Here is a 16465-nt window from a genome sequence, read left to right on the forward strand (position 1 = left end):
TCAATCCAGGCAGCGATTCTAGGCGCACACAGGTGAACGGGTCGGTGGATCCCTGCAACGGAACGTTGCAGCGTTCCGGCCGGGCGCAGCGGACTTGCGCCGCCCCGGCGCTTCGACCAGCCTAGGGGCGGGGACAGGACGCCGGAAAGGGGCAATGCCGACACGAACGAGCGCAAGGACGGTGGCAAGGATCGTCGCAAGGACCTCCCTGGCGCTATGGCTGGCATGTGCGGCGCTGGCCGCGGCCCACGCCGCCATTCCGGAAACCCCGCGGCCGCGCCAGATCACCGTCGCCGACGGCCTGCCATCCAATCGCATCAACGGCATCACCGAAGACCACAACGGCTACCTGTGGATCGCGACCAGCGACGGGCTGGCGCGTTACGACGGCATCGGCTTCCGCATCTGGCGCGCCGAGGACGGCCTGCGCGACAACTTCGTCTGGGCGGTCCACGTCGATGCGCGCAACCGGGTCTGGATCGGCACCAGCCAGGCGGGGCTGGCGGTGCTCGACGCCGACCGCAAGCAGCTCCGCTATTACAACCGCGCCAACACGCCCGAGATCGGCAGCGACACTGTGTGGGCCGTCACCTCCACGCCCGATGGTGCGATCTGGTTCGGCACGTCCTTCGGTGGCCTGCACCGGCTCGACACGGACGGCAAGGTCACGCGCTTCATGCCCGATCCCGCCGACCCGCGCAGCCTGCCCGACGCCGAGGTCGGGCAACTGGTGGTCGCTCCCGACGGCAGCCTGTGGGTCGGCACCAAGGGCGGCGTCGCGCGCTGGACCGGCCGCGACTTCGAACGCCTGCCAACGACCGCGTTGAGTTCGCCGCTGGTCAACGGCATCACCGCCGAATCCGATGGCACGTTGTGGTTCGCCACGCCGCGCGGTGTCGGCGTGCGCCGTGCCGATGGCCACGTTTCGGCAACGCCGTGGGCGGAGGCGGGCATCAAGGACACGATCCTGCACGTGCTCCTGCGTGACCGCAGCGGCATCTACTGGTTCGACGTCCCGCAGGGCCTGGGCCGCGACGAGCGCGGCAAGCTCAGCGTAGTGCCGCTTTACAGCGGCACCGCGCAGGGGCTGGTGCGTCCGGGTTGGGTCGGTGCCTACCAGGATCGCGAAGGCGGCGTCTGGTTTGCCAGCAGCAGCAACGGACTGTGGTACCTGCCGCCGAACTGGCGCCAGTTCGCGGTGATGTCGCGCCGCATCGACGACACCCGGTCGATCGCCAACGCGCATGTGCGCGGCATCGCGCCGTCGGCCGATGGCGCGATGTGGCTGGTCGGCAGCGGCGGCGTGCTCGACCGCCTCGATCCCGACAGCGGCGCGGTCAGCCACGTCGCGCGCGACGTCGGCGACGGCTACGTCCTGTCCAGCGTGCTGGAAGATCGCGCCGGCAACGTGTGGGTCAGCTACGTCGGCGGCCTGGCGCGGATCGAGGCGGGCACGCGGCGCTTGCGGCGCTGGACCGCCACGGACGCGAACGACCCGGCACCGTCGGGCGAAAGCAAGCTGGTGCAGACCGGCGACGGCATGATCTGGCTGATCACCGAAGACGGCGCGATCCAGGTGCGCACGCCCGATGGCCGCATCCACGAGACGATGGCCGCAGGCGCCAACATCGGACTGAGCAAAGGCGTGTTCATCGAGCAGGCCAGCCCCGGCCCCGATGGCGCGTTGTGGCTGGCCGGCAGCGATGGCCTGTCGCGCTGGAACGCCGTCGGCCACCGCTTTGAACCGGTCCCCGGCGCCGGCCACGGCCGCATCCACGGTTTTGCCACCGATGCGCATGGTCAAGTGTGGCTGGCGCGCCTGGGCGAACTGGAGTCCTACCGCTGGGGTGGCGCGACCCTGCATCGGCTCTGGCGCATGGACAGCGAAGACGGACTGCCGCTGGTGGCCTCCGGCGGCTTGACCGTGGATGCGACCGGCATCGTCTGGATTTCCAGCGTGCGCGGCCTCACCCGCGTCGATCCCGCACGGCGCGCGGTGCGCGTCTATGGCGTGCGCGACGGCCTGCCGAGCCAGGAGTTCGACAACGCCCCCGTGCCCAGCCGTCGTGACGGCCGCATCCTCGTCGGCAGCCCGGAGGGGCTGGTCCTGTTCGACCCGTCGACGGTGCGTCCCAACCTGCAGGCGCCGCATCTGGTGATCGAGAGCATCGATGCCCGCCGCAACGACAGGCGCGTCTCGTTCTTCCCGGCGCAGCCGTTCGAGATCCGCCACGACGACCGCGACCTGCGCATCGTCGCGCGGCTGTTGTCGTTCAACGACGCCGGCAACCACGCATACCGCTTCCGCCTGGCCGGCTACGACAACGGCTGGGTAGCGGTCGGCTCGGTCGGCGAGCGCGTTTTCTCCCAGCTCAAGCCGGGCCGCTACGAACTCAAGGTGGCCGCGCGTACCGCCGACAACGTCTGGTCGAGGGCGCAGACGATCATCTTCACCGTGGCCGCGCCGTGGTGGCAGACCTTGCCTGCAATCGCCGGTTTCGTCGGCCTGGCACTGCTGCTGGGGTGGTGGATGTTCGATGCCTATCGTCGCCGCCTCAAGCGCCGTCACGACTGGCAACTGGCACAGCAGGAACGCGAACTGGCCAAGCAGGCCTCGCTGGCCAAGACCCAGTTCCTGGCCACGCTCGGCCACGAAGTGCGCACGCCGATGACCGGCGTGCTGGGCATGAGCGAGCTGCTGCTGGACACGCCACTGGACCCGCGCCAGCGCGGCTATATCGAATCGATCCGCCGCGCCGGTCGCCACCTGTTGCGGCTGGTCAACGATGCGCTCGACCTGGCGCGGATCGAATCGGGCAAGCTCGAACTGTCCGACGCACCGTTCGCACTGCACGAGGTGGTCGACGAAGCCGCTTCGCTGATGGCGCCATTGGCGCGCCAGCGCGGCCTGGCCTTCAACGCCGACATCGGCGTCGACGCCCCGGCAGGACTGCGCGGCGACAGAAGCCGCGTCTGCCAGGTCCTGCTCAACCTGCTCGGCAACGCGATCAAGTTCACCGACAAGGGCTCGGTTTCGCTGCGCGTGTCGGCGTTGTCGCCGCAGGGCGTGCGCTTCGAAGTCGCCGATACCGGCCCGGGCATCAACGCCGAGCAGCAGGCGCGCCTGTTCCGCCGCTTCGAGCAGGCCGATGGCGCGCGCACCACGGCCCGTTACGGCGGCAGCGGACTGGGACTGGCGATCTGCCAGGAACTGGCCGAAGCAATGGGCGGCAGCATCCGCGTCGAAAGCACGCCCGGCGAAGGTGCGCGCTTCATCGTCGAGCTGCCGCTGGCAGAGGCGGAGGCCCCGGCCGCACACGACGGCGGTGGCGCACTGCTGGCGTCGCGTGGCGCGCCGTTGTCGTTGCTGCTGGTCGAGGACGATCCGATCGTCGCCGAGGTCATCACGGGTCTGCTGCGACTGCAGGGCCATCGCGTCACGCATGCCGCGCATGGCCTGTCCGCAATGACCGAGGCAGCGACCGCATCTTTCGATGCGGCGCTGCTCGACCTCGACCTGCCGGGCATGGACGGCCTGGCGCTGGCCGAGCAGTTGCGCGCGCAGGGCTTCAGCCGGCCGCTGCTGGCCATCACCGCACGCGCCGATGCCGATGCCGAACCGCAGGCGACCGCGGCGGGATTCCAGGGGTTCCTGCGCAAGCCGGTGACGGGGGCGATGCTGGCGGGTTTGCTGGAGGGTGTGCCGCGGCGGTAGCCGTGTGCGGCGTACGTCAAACCGGGCCAACAACGAGTCCGTGAACTACTAGCGCTGGCTATCAGCCAAGCGCCGTGCGAAGCCCCTGATCGCTTCGATGATCGGTGTCGTCTCGCCCAACCACCACCAATGCGCGGACCCGGGAAATTCGAGCCACTGGGCTCCGGAGATCGCAGTTGCGACATGACGGCCTGCCTCGATGCGCACGGCGCGGTCGCCCGTTCGATGCATGACCAGCGTCGGCACGCGCACGTGCGGCAGCAAAGCGCGTACGTCGGTCAGCGCGAGTGTGCGCAGGACGGCGTGCATGCAGCGCGGGCTGGAGCCGAGACGCAGCATGCGCGCCCACCAGCGCTGCACCAGCGGATCGCTCGCGTGGTCGGGCGCGAAGGTGTCGATTGCAGCCGGGCGGCCCCATTGCGCGACGAGTGCATCGAGCCAACGCTCATAGCGCTCGGCCGTCAGTGCCCACGGATAGTCGTGCGCCGCGGTACCTCGGGCAAGCGTGGCCCAAAGAGCCAGCCCCGCAACACGCTCTGGATGCTCGACTGCGAGCCGAATCGCGATCGGCCCGCCTTCGGACACCGCGAACACCAGCGCGCGCCGGCTGCCTACCGCGTCGAGAACCGCCAGTGCGTCGGCGCTACTGACCGATGTGTCGGCGGGATCGACGGTGCGATCGGAGAGCCCGACACCGCGCCGGTCGTACAGGATGAGCCGAAAGTCGCGCGCGAGCTCGCCGAAGAAGGCCGCGGGCCCGCCAGGCTCCCAAGCCTGCTCCAGGTTCGAGATGAAGCCGCTGATAAGGAGCACATCGAGCGGGCCGGCGCCAAGTACCTGATAAGCGAGATGAACGTCGCCGCTGCGCGTGAACCGCACTGCCACCGCTGCGGGCGGATCGTCGGCAAGCGCCGTCGTGGCGGCGTCTCGCCCGCGGATCCCGTCGGCGACGCGGAGGGTTGCGGCTTCCGGCTCGACGCCGAGCTCGTCGTGCAGGATCTGCCGGCACCGCTCGAACTGCTGCAATGCTGCGCGGGGCTGTCCGACTGCGGCATACAGCCGGATGAGGCGGCGCTGCGCAGCCTCGTTCAGTGAATCGATCGCTACCAGCTCTTGCGCATAATGGAGCGAGCGCTCGTGCTGCTGTGCGTCTTCGAGCTGAGTGACGAGATGCGCCAGCGCCTGCGCGCGCGCCTGGTGCAGCGATTCGCGCTGTCGTTGAAGCCACGCCGACAGCTCGTCGCATTCGTCGAGCACCAGCCCCTCCGCGAACTCGGCGGCGGCCAGATCCGCCGCGTTCTCGAGGGCGGCGAGGCTCTCGTCGCTCGCGTCCTCGGCCGGTCGATACAGTCCTTGCGCAAGGGAACGGCGCAGCGAGGCGAGATCGGTAGCGGCGCACACATCGCTCGCGAGTGCGACGGTCTGGCGATCGGTCACAAGCGCGTTGCGCCCAACGTGGCTCGACATCTCGTGCAACAAGCGGCGCATGCGCCCGCGCGCGTCAACGTCGTCGGCATCGGGCCAGAGCATTGCAGCGAGGCGGGCGCGGCTCATCGGACGAGCCTCGGCCGCGAGCAGGGCGAGGAGCGCCTGCTCGCGCCGTGCGCCCGGCTCGAACGTCCCCGATTCCTGCTCGAGCCGCACCGGCCCGAGCACGCGAAGCGCGAGACGTGCCGGCACCTCAATGCTCATGCGACGGACCGCTCGAGGCATTCGACGTTGACTCGGTGCAATTGCGGGCGCAACCAAGCGACGATCTCAGCGACCACCTTGTCCGGATTCCGTGCCCAGGAAAAGTGACGCCGCCACGGCGCGTCTGCCGTGACGCCGTCGATCTGCCGGCGCTCGATCGCGCAGGATGCGAGCTTGGCGAGCAGTTCGGTCGTCGCGCCGGTCGGCGCCACGGGATCGGCGCGGATCTCGACCGACAGGACGGGCAGCACGATGTCATTCAGCGCCTCCTCGTAGTCGATTCTACTGCCTGCACAGCGATAGCGACCGGTGCTGGCGTTATAGCTCCAATCGGCCATCAATCGACGCGGCTGGTCGCCGCCGAAGCCCAGCAGCCGGCCCGGGTACCAGGGCAGCAATGCAGCCACGATTCGGACGGCCCGCACCGCAATGCCCGCGCGCCATCGCAATCCTTTTGGCCACACGCGATGGTGCGCGGTGCCGCTCGCCACCAGGATCAGGCCCGCGAGGCAGGGCGCCGTGTGCACTGTCGCGAGGCTGCCGAGCTGACCGCCCAGACTATGGCCGACCAGATAAATGGGCCGATCGGGAAACTGCGCGGCGATCGCGGCGGTCAACGACGGGATGTCTTGCGCGACGATTTCCTGATACCCGAATTGCGCGCCGCGTCGTGCGAGCGCCTCGCTCTGGCCCTGTCCACGCAGGTCAGTCAATACCGCCACGCCCCTCGTGGCTTGCGCAAGCGCTTCCGCGAACGGCGTATAGAAGCTCGCGGCAACACCCATCGCCGGCAGGCAGACGAACACCGGGGCGCGTGTGTGCTGCCGGGAATGATTGAAGATGACGACGAGCGTTGCCTGATCGTCATCGGCGAACAATGGTCGGCTGGGATTGAAGATCGTCATGAGCGGCTCCAGGTTCGCCAAGGAGCCGTGAGGGTAGCCAGCGAGCGTCCGCTGATCGTCCGCTGGAAGATCGGGTCGGGGCGTGAAACCGGTCGAATCGGCCCCGAGGATCAGGCAGTGCGGAACACAGCGTCATGGAAGTCGGCTTTGAAGGTTTCGGTGGCGCGGCGTGTCAAACCATGACCCGCCCACCAGCGACGTCGAGTACCACGCCGGTGATCCATGCGGAAGCGTCGCTGAGCAAAAACAGGGAAGCGGCAGCTACGTCCTCCGGCGTGCCAAGACGCCCCAGCGGAAATCCCTCCTGCATTCGAGCCTGCCGCTCCGGCGATAGCGTTGCACGCGTGCGTTCGGTCAACACGGCCGAGGGCGAAATGCAGTTGACGCGCAATCCCTGCGGACCTGCTTCCTGGGCCAGGTGGCGTGTGAGCATGATGATCCCCGCCTTTGCCGCGCCGTAGCCGGCCGGCGCCCCCGAGGCCACACGGGCGCCGGCCGAGGCCATGGTCAGGATGCCACCGCTGCCTCGTGCCAGCATGCCGGGCAGGAAGCATTTCAGAGTGAAGAAGGTCGACGTGAGATTGTTGTCGATGCTCGAGCGCCAGTCCTCCTCGGTGATGTCCTGCACCGGCACGGGCCGCCCCGTGCCGCCTCCGGCGAAGGCCAGCACGAAGTCCGGTGCGCCGAAGTGCGCCTCCACCTGAGCCTGCATTCGCTGGACCTGGGCGAGATCCGAGCAGTCGGCTGCCAAGCCGATCGCTTCCCCGCCAACGGCTTGCACTGCGGCGACGCTCGTCTGCAAGGCCACCGGATCGCGTCCGTTGATGGCCAAACGCACACCGTTGCGCGCGAGGGCAAGGCAAGTCGCTGCGCCGATGCCGCGCGACCCCCCCGTGACCATCGCAACCTTGCCGGACATGTCCGGGAACAGGGGCGGGGGAACGCTCGCAGCGGGGGTATGGGCATCAGCGCGGGTCATGGGTACGTACCTCGATGTTGTGACGATCAGGATCGAAGAAATAGATGGCCTCCGCCCAGCCCCGGGCGCCCGGTTGCAGGGCCGAGCGACCATCCCGGCTAAAGGGATCGCCACCGTAAGGAATGCCAATGAGGTGGTCGATGTGCAGCATGCTCGCGATTCCCGGAGTTGGCGTCTGGCGCTGGATATCTGTCGTGGCTGGAACGTTGTCTGGCAGAGGACGCGTGTGACAGTCTAGGAAGCGTCGCGGGTTGATGCAGCCATCGATTTGGCATGCCCGTCATTCGAAAATGCATGGAACAGGGGGGGCCTGATGAGCGTTGGCTGGGATGATCTGAAGATTGTGCTGGCCATCGCCCGCAATGGCAGCCTGAGCGCGGCTGCGCGAGCACTCGGTACGACCCAGCCCACCGTGAGCAGGCGGCTCGAAGCGCTGGAGCGCAGCCTCAACGCGAAACTGTTCGATCGCGACGCCGGCGGACTGCGATTGACCGCGTTGGCTCAATCCCTGGTCGGTGGCCTGGAGCAGATGGACGCGGGAGCGCTGGCTGTGCAACGGCAGGTCGCAGCACGCGATACAGGCTTGAGCGGGCAGATCCTGGTGACGAGCCTGGACTGGCTTGGCGATGAGGTGATCGCGCCGATGCTGGCGCGGTTTGGTGCCCTGCATCCCGGACTGGTCATCGAACTGATCAACGACACCAAGGTGTTCAATCTGGCACGTCGCGAAGCGGACCTGGCGTTCCGTTTCGGATCGTTCTCTCAGGAGAATCTGGTGGAGCGACGCATCGGCGATATCGCGTACGGGTTGTACGCAGCGAGAAGCTATCTGGAGCGGCACGGGCATCCCGAGGCTGCCGACGGTTTCAATGGTCACTTCCTGGTGCTTCTTGACCGTGCGGCAGGGGAGGTTCCCCACGAGGCCTGGCTGCCTGTGCTGGCACATCGTGCGCGCACCGTGCTTCGAGCCAACGGTCTGCGCGCCCACCTCGCTGCCATCCGCAGTGGCGCCGCCATGGCCGTGCTGCCGAGCTTCATCGCGGAGGCAGATTCAACACTGCTTCGCGTTGCGGTGTCGCACCCCATGCCGGTGCGAGCGGTGCGGGTCGGCTTTCACTCGGACATGCGCGATACGCCGCGCGTGCGTGCCCTGGTGGACTTCGTGGTGCAGGAGTTCTCGCAGTTGCGCGCGCGGCTCAATCCGCAGGAATGTACGGCGGGCCGCTCCACTTGTTAGCCAACCCCGGTTTGCCTAAGCTCAGGCCGAACGGGGGCAGGCGTCCGATCGTCGGGTCGCCTCGCATTTTCAAAAGGGGCCCATGGTTGCGCTCATGGGTAGTGGGATGACTGGCATCGCCGGAGGCGCAGGTGGGCAAGGCAATCGCGTACTTGATTCTCGTGGTCGTGGGGGTGTTTTTCGTTCGGCAAACAGGCTGCGAGCAGTTGGAGAAGTTCGAGACGAACCCGCACGTCCTTCAATAGGCGCAGGCTGCAATAGGCGCAGCCCAGCGCCAGTCGCTTGACCAGGGAAAACCAATGACCGACCCATACAACTCCTCGTCAGTCCGTTCGACACAGCCATCCCTGAACGACTCGATGGTCACGACGGCGCTCGAACTCCCCGGCTATCGGATCGTTCGCAATCTTGGCCTCGTGCGCGGCATTACGGTCAGGTCCCGCTCGATCGTCGGCAACTTCCTAGGTGGGCTCCAGACACTGTTCGGCGGCAACATCACGATCTACACGGAACTGTGCGAGCAGGCTCGTCACGAGACCTATCGAGACATGGTGCAACACGCCAGGCAGCTGGGCGGCAACGCGATCATCGCCGTCCGTTATGACGCCACCGAACTCATGGCCGGTCTTACGGAGGTGCTGTGTTATGGCACGGCGGTTGTTGCCGAGCCGGACGGCGGCCGCTCAGGTCAGGGCTAGTTTCCGCTTTCGACCCATGGCGGGTCCACGCGCGCAAAGCGCAAGCGTTCGATCAAGGACCGCTTCTACTACCTGAAGTGCCGCCCCAGAGGTATAACCGCACCCACGGGTCCCTATCGGGTAGCTGGATGCCATGACCGACCGTCTAGCTTCATGCAGCTGTGGAAAGCTCACCGCCAGGACCCGGGGAGAGCCCACCCGGGTGTCCATCTGTCATTGCCTGGCTTGCCAGAGACGCACGGGTGGCGTGTTCGCCACCCAGGCCAGGTTCCCCGCCGAGGCGGTGACCATCGAGGGGGAGAGCACGCAGTACGTGCGCGTCGGCGACGAGGGAACCGCGGCCCGGTTTCACTTCTGCCCGGTGTGCGGCTGCACTGTCTACTATTTGCCGGAGGCGTTTGCGGACGTGGTGATCATTCCGGTCGGCGCCTTCGCCGACCCCGGTTTCCCGCAGCCAGGCGTATCCGTCTATGGGGTTCGCAGACACCGTTGGGTTGGCCTTCCTGACGACATCGAGCACCTTGATTGAGCGGCGCGCGGTCCATCTGATCCTTGCAAGAACCCCTGGCATCTATCCGGAGTTTTCATGCGTCGTCGCGACTTCCTCACTGCGGCCGTAGCCGCCACCAGCGCCGCCTCCACCGGTCTACTGCTGCCCGGCCGGTCGGCCCAGGTGGCACCCGCCGCGCGGCCCGCCTTGACCTCCCTGACCGTCGGCGCCAAGCCTATTCCGGTAGAGGAGCGCGTGGCGCGGATTGCAAAGCTGCAACGGCTGATGGTCGACCAGAAGGTCGGCGCCCTGATCCTGGAGTCGGGTTCGAGCCTGGACTACTTCACCGGCATCCAGTGGCATCGCTCGGAGCGCACGACGGCCGCCGTGATCCCGGCCCGGGGCGACATCGTCGTCGTGACGCCGGCCTTCGAAGAACCCTCGATCCGCGAAACCCTGGCGGTCAGTGGCGACGTGCGGCCGTGGAACGAGCACGAAAGCCCGTTCGCGCGTCTGGTTGGCGCGCTGGTCGACCGCGGCGTCAGTTCCGGCCCGATCGCATTCGAATCCACGACGCGCATTTTCATCGTCGACGGGGTGCGCGAGGCCGGCGCCGGGGCCTACCGCGTGGTGTCCGGCGACGCCCTGGTCAAAGCCGTCCGGTTGATCAAGTCGCCGGCCGAACTGGCGCTGATGAAAGCGGCCAACGACGTCACCCTGGCGGCGCTGCGCCACGTCCACGGCAACGTCCGCCCCGGCATGCGCCCTGAAGAGATCGGCGCCATGACCGACGCCGCCACCGCGGCCCTGGGCGGGGAGCCGGGATTCGCGCTGGTGTTGCTCAACGAAGCCAGCGCCTATCCGCACGGCTCAAAGAAGCCGCAGACCGTGCGCGAAGGCTCGGTCATCCTGATGGATGTGGGCTGCACCGTGCATGGATATCAATCGGATATCTCGCGCACGTGGGTGATGGGCCAGCCCACCGCGAAACAGCGAAAGGTCTGGGATACCGTCAAGCGGGGCCAGGAGCTTGCATTGGAGACTGCCAGGCCGGGCACTCCGGTGGGCGCCATCGACGACGTGGTGCGCGCCTATTACGAGAAGGAAGGCTGGGGCCCCGGCTACCGCCTGCCGGGTCTACCTCACCGCACTGGCCACGGCATCGGCCTGGACGGGCACGAGCCGCCCTACCTTGTGCACGGCGACGCCACACTGCTTGCGCCCGGCATGTGCTTCTCCGACGAGCCGGGACTCTACATTCCAGGCGAATTCGGAATCCGGCTGGAAGACTGCTGGCACATGACCGAGACCGGCCCGAAACTGTTCACCGAGCTGGCCAGGTCGATAGACGATCCGATCTGACAGCCAGGTTCTGACTACCAGCCGCCGATGCGCCGCAGGAATCCGTCCTCGTTCGCGAAGGCGGGCGGTGGGACGGTCGGCAGCGTGGGGTCGACTGCATCCAGCAGGTGCTCGCGCACTCGCCCCAGGATGCCGATCTTCCGTTCCTTGATGGCCAGGCGCACCGCACTGGTCACGCGCAGATCCGGGCGTGTGTTCAAGGCGCCGGACGTACGCAGGTTGTCGATGAGCTGGTTCTTGAGTTTCTCGACTTTCTCGCCGTAGGACTTTTCCACCGGCACCAGCTCCCGCTCGAGCTCGGCGGCGTACGTTCTGCGGACCTGCATGTTCTTCATGCGCGGCGCGTACCTGGTCCACAGCTCGTGGGCCTTGTCGTTCCAGAACGGGATCACGTCGCTGTTGAACCATGCGATCTCCAGATCCGTCAGCTTCTTGTAGTTGACGACATCGAACTGGAAGACCCTGGTGCCGGGCTTGTCCACGTCGGTGGCGAAGATGCGGGCGCCGCCCTTTGCGCCAGCCTGGTCGTAGACGCTGGCAATCTCCGCCATCTTCGGCGGATCGGACACCTTGGCGATCTGCACGCGCACCAGCGGCAGATCGACCCCGCGCGCATACCACTGGACCGCGTAGTCCTCCATGAACTTCCTGCGCTTGTCGGCTTCAGGGTTTGGGTCGGGATTGGGATCGTCGGATGCGCCGTCCTCCCAATCCTTCCGCCAGATCTTCTCGTCATCCGGGGCGAGCCATTTGACCTGGTCGTTCTGGATCACGACGAACGGGAACTCGTCGAACTCCACGAGGAGGCCGACATGGATCGGCAGGAACAGGAAGGCCGCGCGCGGCTTGGCCTTCGACTTCTGGACAATATGCATCCCGAACTTGAGCAGGATGTACGCTCCCTTCGCCGCGTAGACGCCGCAGTCCCATAGCATCGCCCCGTGCAGCGTGCGCGGAAACGCCCGGCCCAGGTAGCTCGGCGATTCGGCCAGGTTCTGCTGGCTGTGGATCGCCAGGGTGTGGTGGTGCAGTCGCAGGATCTCGATGCACTCCTCCCAGGCTTCCTGGCGCGGTTGCTTCGCCTTCGGGTGGGCCGCGACATGCGCATCGAAGAAGGCGCCCATGAAGTCCGCCAGCCCGTCCTCCGTCCGCACATCGAACGACTTGGCCTGCTTCGCGACGCGATCCACCAGCGCACGACGCTCGGCGAACGCCGCCTTGCGCGCCGCCGCGGTGTCCTTGTCGGCCTTGGTTACCGCGGGCGCTGCGGTGGGGTCCTCGAAGAACTCGCCGAACAGGTTGAGGTAGTAGTGCAACTGCGTCGTGCGGTACTGGACCAGCTCGAAGATGTTCACCTCTGCCGGCTTGGGCAGGTCCTTGGCATTGCGGTCGAAGTCGTTGAACTCGAACCTGCGGGCGGTGTGCGGCACGAATGCGTCGAAGTAGAAGTGCCTGCCGGCGACATCCTGGTTCACCGTGAGAGGCACGGCTGTCAATCCGGGGTTGTTGCTCTTCTTGCCTGGCTTCGTGTCTTCCTCGATCCAGCCGCCGGTGAAGGCCTTGCGAGTCAGCGATGTCCACCAGGTGTAGAGCTGCAGGAAAGGTTTGCCGCGATCCTTGCCGCGCTTGGCCATGCTGTCGAGGGCGCGATCGAGCGCAATCTCGAACAGCGCCATCAACCGCGTCGAAAGGCGGATGAGCATCTGGCGGATCGATTCCCACTGCGTGGGGATCGGTGTCGGCGTGCGCGAGGGTTGCGTGCGCAGATGGACGTTGATGATCGTGACAAAGTCATTGGCCAGGTCCTGGAAGGCTTGCTGAAGCTCGCTTTCCTTGAGGGCCTTGGTGATGTCCGGAACCGGCACCAGCGCAATCAACTTGTCCCACCACGCACTGCGCACCGTTTCCGCCGACGAGGCCAGGTTCGTGGCAACGATCCACTCGAGCACGATCAGGAACTCCAGGTCCATCGCCATGTGCATCAGGCGCAGCAGGGCCTGCTCGTACACCTTCTCGTCGATCTGGGCGACGTAGTGGTTCTCCCAGCGCACCTTGCGGAACGTCTGCGCCGCGATCATCACCTTCGCGCCGCTCCGGGCCTCGATGGCCTCCATGAACTCCAGCACCCGCTGGATATCACCGGAGTTGCCTGCCTCCCTGGCGAGGTTGACGACCTGCTGGTAGAACAACGGTCCGGCCATGGACGCCCCCGGCGTGCGTCAACCGGGGAGCCAGGTGCCGTCGGCCTGCTTGATCCAGGTCGGCAGCTTGTCGTCCGGGCGCAGCTTCACCAGCGAGGTCGGCACGCGCACTTCCCACGGATCGCCCACCGGCACCTCATCGCCGGGACGTCCGAGCTTCTCGGCAATCTCGGTGGCGATGGGCAGGTAGAGGTCATCGGAGATGGCCGGCAATGCGCCGCCGTTCCACAGGTCGCCGGTCTTGCGGAAGTGGTCGAGCGCTTCGGGGAAACCCGGACGCACCGGAATCTGCACCCGCAGGTAGCCGGCCTTGAGGAAGGCCTGGAAGTCGGCGTCGTCGTCTTCGATGGCGATGCGGTCCAGCCAGGTCGACTTGCGTCCCCAGAAGTACCCGTAGGGCACCCACGACAGGTTCTCCCATTCGAAGGCCTGCTCGAAGAAGCGAGCGTAGGAACCTTCCTTGCGCGCTTCGACGAAGTCCAGCGTGGGCAGGGAGTTGGCGTCCGACCCGATCGCACCGAACAGGTCGAAGTGCTGCTCGGTGAGGATCGAGATGCAGGTGCGCTTGACCTCGTCCACCATCAGCGCGTGGTTGCGCGGGCTGGGCCCGCTGATGATCTCGGCAGGTGCCTGTGCTTCGAGCTCGGCGAGCTTGGCCTCGTACTCGGACAGCCGCGCGGTGTAGGCGTTGTAGAGCTTGGCATGGGTGTCGGCGCGCCACAGGTCGACGGCGCGCTCGGTCGATTCGCAGATGACCTCGACGGCGACGGCAATGTCGCCGACCTTGTCGGTCACCAGTGCGAAGGGCACCGCGGCGGTTTCTTCGTCCAGCGCGGTCGGCCACACCCAGGCGCCGCTGACGAAGCGATGCGAACGCTGGCCGATGACGACATCGACGCACCAGTCGTCCCAGACGGCCGACACCTGGCCGACGGTCGCACGCACGGCGCGGTAGCCATCTGGAATCTTGATGCGCGTGGAGTTGGTGAACTCCTGGTCCACGTCCTCGCCGCCGGTGTTGAAGTCGTAGGACTCCATCACGTACGGCTCGGGCGGCGGCTTGACGTCGGTGGCGCCGTACAGCGCGATCCAGGTCTGGTAGTTGGATTGGTTGAGGTCGGACGGGCGTAGGTTGAAGTCCGCCGGCTTGTCCAGTTCCACCGCGGCGGTGCGGCGACGGCGGAACGCCTCCAGCAGCAGCGCGCCGGGCTCGGGGACCATGATGTCGTAGACGGTGCGCGGGCCGTAGTTGAACACTTGCGCTTCATAGACCTTGGTCACCCATTGGTACACGCCGGAAACGTGCGCCGCGGCGCCAACGCTGTTGTCGAAGCTGTGCAGGTTCGACTCTTCGACCTGCCGGTTGACGCGCAGGGTCTCCCGGCGCAGCACACGCTCGGTGACCTTCTCCGACGCTTTCTGGGTGACTTCGCGCGCCACTTCGCTTGCGGCACGCTCGGACTCCTGCGATTTGCGATTCCACGACGCCTCGCCCGACGCCTGGAACTCCACCGACGGTCCGTACTTGCCCTTCACCGACAGCGATCCCTTGACCGCGGTTTCTTCCTGCAGCGCAATCTCCGATTCGCGGCGGATCTCGAAACGGTCGGTGGTCTCCAGTTCCGTCAGCGTTTCGACGGTGCGCTCGGATTCGGTGAACGTGATGGTCTCGGTTTCCAGGCGGGTGCGATGAACGCGTTCGCTCTTCTCGCCTTTGAGGACGTTGGCGATGTGCGAGACCTCGGCGGCCTCGTAGCCCTTGAGCTGCTGGCGCACCAGCAGCAGGTCCATGATGCCGGACGGTTTGATGTCGGCGTGGGTGTTGGGGACGCTGGCGGGAACGCTGCCCAGGCCGCCAAACAGATCCACCAGCGCGCCGGGGGCGAGGCAGTACATCGCCGCATCGGGGGTCGAGGTGACAGCGATCGAGGTGCTGCCGATGCGGCGGAAGGTCTTCTGGGCCACCGGGCGCATCAGCGCCTGGGCGGCTTCATGGGCGATTCGCTGTTCCTGCGAGAGGCGGTCGAGGGTACGGGCGAGGGGGTCGGCCGAGTTCATGCCGAATTCGGCGAGCACCTTGCGCGTGGGATCGCTCAGGGCCTGTTGCGTCGCTTCGTTCAGGCGCAGGCCGAGCAGGCCGGGCAGGGCGGGTTGGAAATCGGGGCGGCCCGTCAGCGCAATGCGCGCTCCGCGCCCCACGCCGACGCCGGGCTTGTCCCACAGCAGCGCTTCGGATTTCAGGAACGGCGCCGCGGCCGTCGCAGACATCAACAGCGACATGCCGGGCGGTGTGGTGTCGCGCGCCGCCGTTTCGAGGCCGGTCACGGCCACGCCGGACGAGAACACCGTCGCCTTCAGCGCGGCGTTGCGGATGGCGAACTCCTGCTCGAACAACTGGGTCGGGCGGAACTTCTCCGGCGGCAGGCGGCCGGGCATTTCATGTTGCGTCACGGTGGCATAGCCGTCTGGCCGCACCTGGCGCAGCTCGCCTATCGCCGCGGTCAGCCGGTCATGGCGCTCAGCCAGGTCCTTGAGTCTGTCGCCGACGCTTGGCGGTGTCGGCGGTGTTTGCGGTGGCCCTCGCGACGGCAGCACCGCGTCGGGAAGGCGCAGGCCGCTGCTTCGCGCCGCGCGCAACGCGTCGGCGTCAGCCGGGAAGGCGGTGTCGTCGACGAAGCGTTTGACGAGCGCATATGCGCGCAGGGCGGATGCGAGCTTGAGGATTGGCCTGGAATGATCCGCCGGCGACAGCTTGATGGCGACGATGCTGTCCTTCAGCGATGCGATCTCGGCGTCCAGACCCGAGGTCCCGAGGTAGGCGGCCGGCGCCTGGCCCAATGCGGTTTCCAGTGCATCTGCCACCTTGGCGCGCGTGTATTTGCCTGATGCCAGCAAGCCGTCGATCGCTGCATCGACCGACAGCAGGGGCGCCAGCTTTGGCGAATCCGACGGGTCGCGGAATGCGTCCGATGCGACAAAGGCGTGGGCGAGGTCGTGCAGTGCCTTGCGCCGTGCATCGCCAGCGGGGATGGCCGCTGCGTCGGTCTGGAATTGCGATCGCGTCGCGAGATCGATCGGGGCGACGTCGTCTGCGGTGGGCGCTGCCTCGCGCACGATGTTGAAACGGAACAGGACTTCCATGGCGCCATCCTGGGGGAGGGATGTTCGCGGGGCCGCGTGTCCCAC

The 16465-nt window shown here is 66.9% G+C and carries 11 protein-coding genes; 5 read left to right on the plus strand and 6 right to left on the minus strand.

Features of this window, described 5'->3' with window-relative positions; genetic code table 11:
• Window positions 1-154 precede the first annotated feature (154 nt).
• Complete coding sequence (locus tag AC1DER_RS13005; RefSeq protein ID WP_477243448.1) at window positions 155-3715, plus strand: ATP-binding protein; 3561 nt, start codon at window positions 155-157, stop codon at window positions 3713-3715.
• Window positions 3716-3763: 48 nt separating this feature from the next.
• On the opposite strand, the gene AC1DER_RS13010 is transcribed toward AC1DER_RS13005, so the two are convergent.
• The 4 genes from AC1DER_RS13010 to AC1DER_RS13025 form a co-directional block, all read right to left on the minus strand.
• Complete coding sequence (locus AC1DER_RS13010; protein WP_477243446.1) at window positions 3764-5407, minus strand: bifunctional AfsR/SARP family transcriptional regulator/alpha/beta hydrolase; 1644 nt, start codon at window positions 5405-5407, stop codon at window positions 3764-3766.
• Complete coding sequence (locus AC1DER_RS13015; protein ID WP_477243444.1) at window positions 5404-6312, minus strand: alpha/beta hydrolase family protein; 909 nt, start codon at window positions 6310-6312, stop codon at window positions 5404-5406. Before AC1DER_RS13015 ends, AC1DER_RS13010 begins: the two co-directional genes overlap by 4 nt.
• A 172-nt stretch (window positions 6313-6484) precedes the next feature.
• A complete protein-coding gene (locus AC1DER_RS13020; RefSeq protein ID WP_477243442.1) occupies window positions 6485-7291 on the minus strand; it encodes an SDR family NAD(P)-dependent oxidoreductase in 807 nt (268 codons plus the stop codon).
• Window positions 7278-7442 (minus strand): hypothetical protein, encoded by a 165-nt coding sequence (locus tag AC1DER_RS13025; RefSeq protein ID WP_477243440.1) that lies wholly within the window; start codon window positions 7440-7442, stop codon window positions 7278-7280. Before AC1DER_RS13025 ends, AC1DER_RS13020 begins: the two co-directional genes overlap by 14 nt.
• 162 nt (window positions 7443-7604) lie before the next feature.
• On the opposite strand from AC1DER_RS13025, the gene AC1DER_RS13030 reads away from it, so the two are divergent.
• The 4 genes from AC1DER_RS13030 to AC1DER_RS13045 all read left to right on the plus strand — a co-directional run bounded on the left by AC1DER_RS13030 (window position 7605) and on the right by AC1DER_RS13045 (window position 11078).
• The gene (locus AC1DER_RS13030) at window positions 7605-8528 is read left to right on the plus strand and encodes a LysR family transcriptional regulator (RefSeq protein ID WP_477243438.1); all 924 of its coding nucleotides are present in this window, start codon (window positions 7605-7607) and stop codon (window positions 8526-8528) included.
• A 299-nt stretch (window positions 8529-8827) separates the two neighbouring features.
• Complete coding sequence (locus tag AC1DER_RS13035) at window positions 8828-9226, plus strand: YbjQ family protein (protein WP_477243436.1); 399 nt, start codon at window positions 8828-8830, stop codon at window positions 9224-9226.
• Window positions 9227-9359: 133 nt separating this feature from the next.
• Window positions 9360-9755: a GFA family protein gene (locus tag AC1DER_RS13040; RefSeq protein WP_477243434.1), complete on the plus strand. Its 396-nt coding sequence runs from the start codon at window positions 9360-9362 to the stop codon at window positions 9753-9755.
• Window positions 9756-9812: 57 nt separating this feature from the next.
• On the plus strand, window positions 9813-11078 hold the full coding sequence (locus AC1DER_RS13045) for a M24 family metallopeptidase (protein ID WP_477358036.1): 1266 nt from the start codon (window positions 9813-9815) through the stop codon (window positions 11076-11078).
• Between the two features lie 14 nt (window positions 11079-11092).
• On the opposite strand, the gene AC1DER_RS13050 is transcribed toward AC1DER_RS13045, so the two are convergent.
• A complete protein-coding gene (locus tag AC1DER_RS13050) occupies window positions 11093-13279 on the minus strand; it encodes a hypothetical protein (protein ID WP_477243430.1) in 2187 nt (728 codons plus the stop codon).
• Between the two features lie 18 nt (window positions 13280-13297).
• Window positions 13298-16420: a hypothetical protein gene (locus AC1DER_RS13055; protein WP_477243428.1), complete on the minus strand. Its 3123-nt coding sequence runs from the start codon at window positions 16418-16420 to the stop codon at window positions 13298-13300.
• Window positions 16421-16465: the final 45 nt, after the last annotated feature.

Source organism: Lysobacter sp. 05T417, from assembly GCF_056396405.1.

Bases quoted from the DNA above. Each gene is read 5' to 3' on its own strand.
- AC1DER_RS13045 (WP_477358036.1), top strand. From the start codon at position 9,813: ATGCGTCGTCGCGACTTCCTCACTGCGGCCGTAGCCGCCACCAGCGCC.
- AC1DER_RS13030 (WP_477243438.1), top strand. From the start codon at position 7,605: ATGAGCGTTGGCTGGGATGATCTGAAGATTGTGCTGGCCATCGCCCGC.
- AC1DER_RS13015 (WP_477243444.1), bottom strand. From the start codon at position 6,312: ATGACGATCTTCAATCCCAGCCGACCATTGTTCGCCGATGACGATCAG.
- AC1DER_RS13025 (WP_477243440.1), bottom strand. From the start codon at position 7,442: ATGCTGCACATCGACCACCTCATTGGCATTCCTTACGGTGGCGATCCC.
- AC1DER_RS13050 (WP_477243430.1), bottom strand. From the start codon at position 13,279: ATGGCCGGACCGTTGTTCTACCAGCAGGTCGTCAACCTCGCCAGGGAG.
- AC1DER_RS13020 (WP_477243442.1), bottom strand. From the start codon at position 7,291: ATGACCCGCGCTGATGCCCATACCCCCGCTGCGAGCGTTCCCCCGCCC.
- AC1DER_RS13010 (WP_477243446.1), bottom strand. From the start codon at position 5,407: ATGAGCATTGAGGTGCCGGCACGTCTCGCGCTTCGCGTGCTCGGGCCG.
- AC1DER_RS13055 (WP_477243428.1), bottom strand. From the start codon at position 16,420: ATGGAAGTCCTGTTCCGTTTCAACATCGTGCGCGAGGCAGCGCCCACC.
- AC1DER_RS13035 (WP_477243436.1), top strand. From the start codon at position 8,828: ATGACCGACCCATACAACTCCTCGTCAGTCCGTTCGACACAGCCATCC.
- AC1DER_RS13005 (WP_477243448.1), top strand. From the start codon at position 155: ATGCCGACACGAACGAGCGCAAGGACGGTGGCAAGGATCGTCGCAAGG.
- AC1DER_RS13040 (WP_477243434.1), top strand. From the start codon at position 9,360: ATGACCGACCGTCTAGCTTCATGCAGCTGTGGAAAGCTCACCGCCAGG.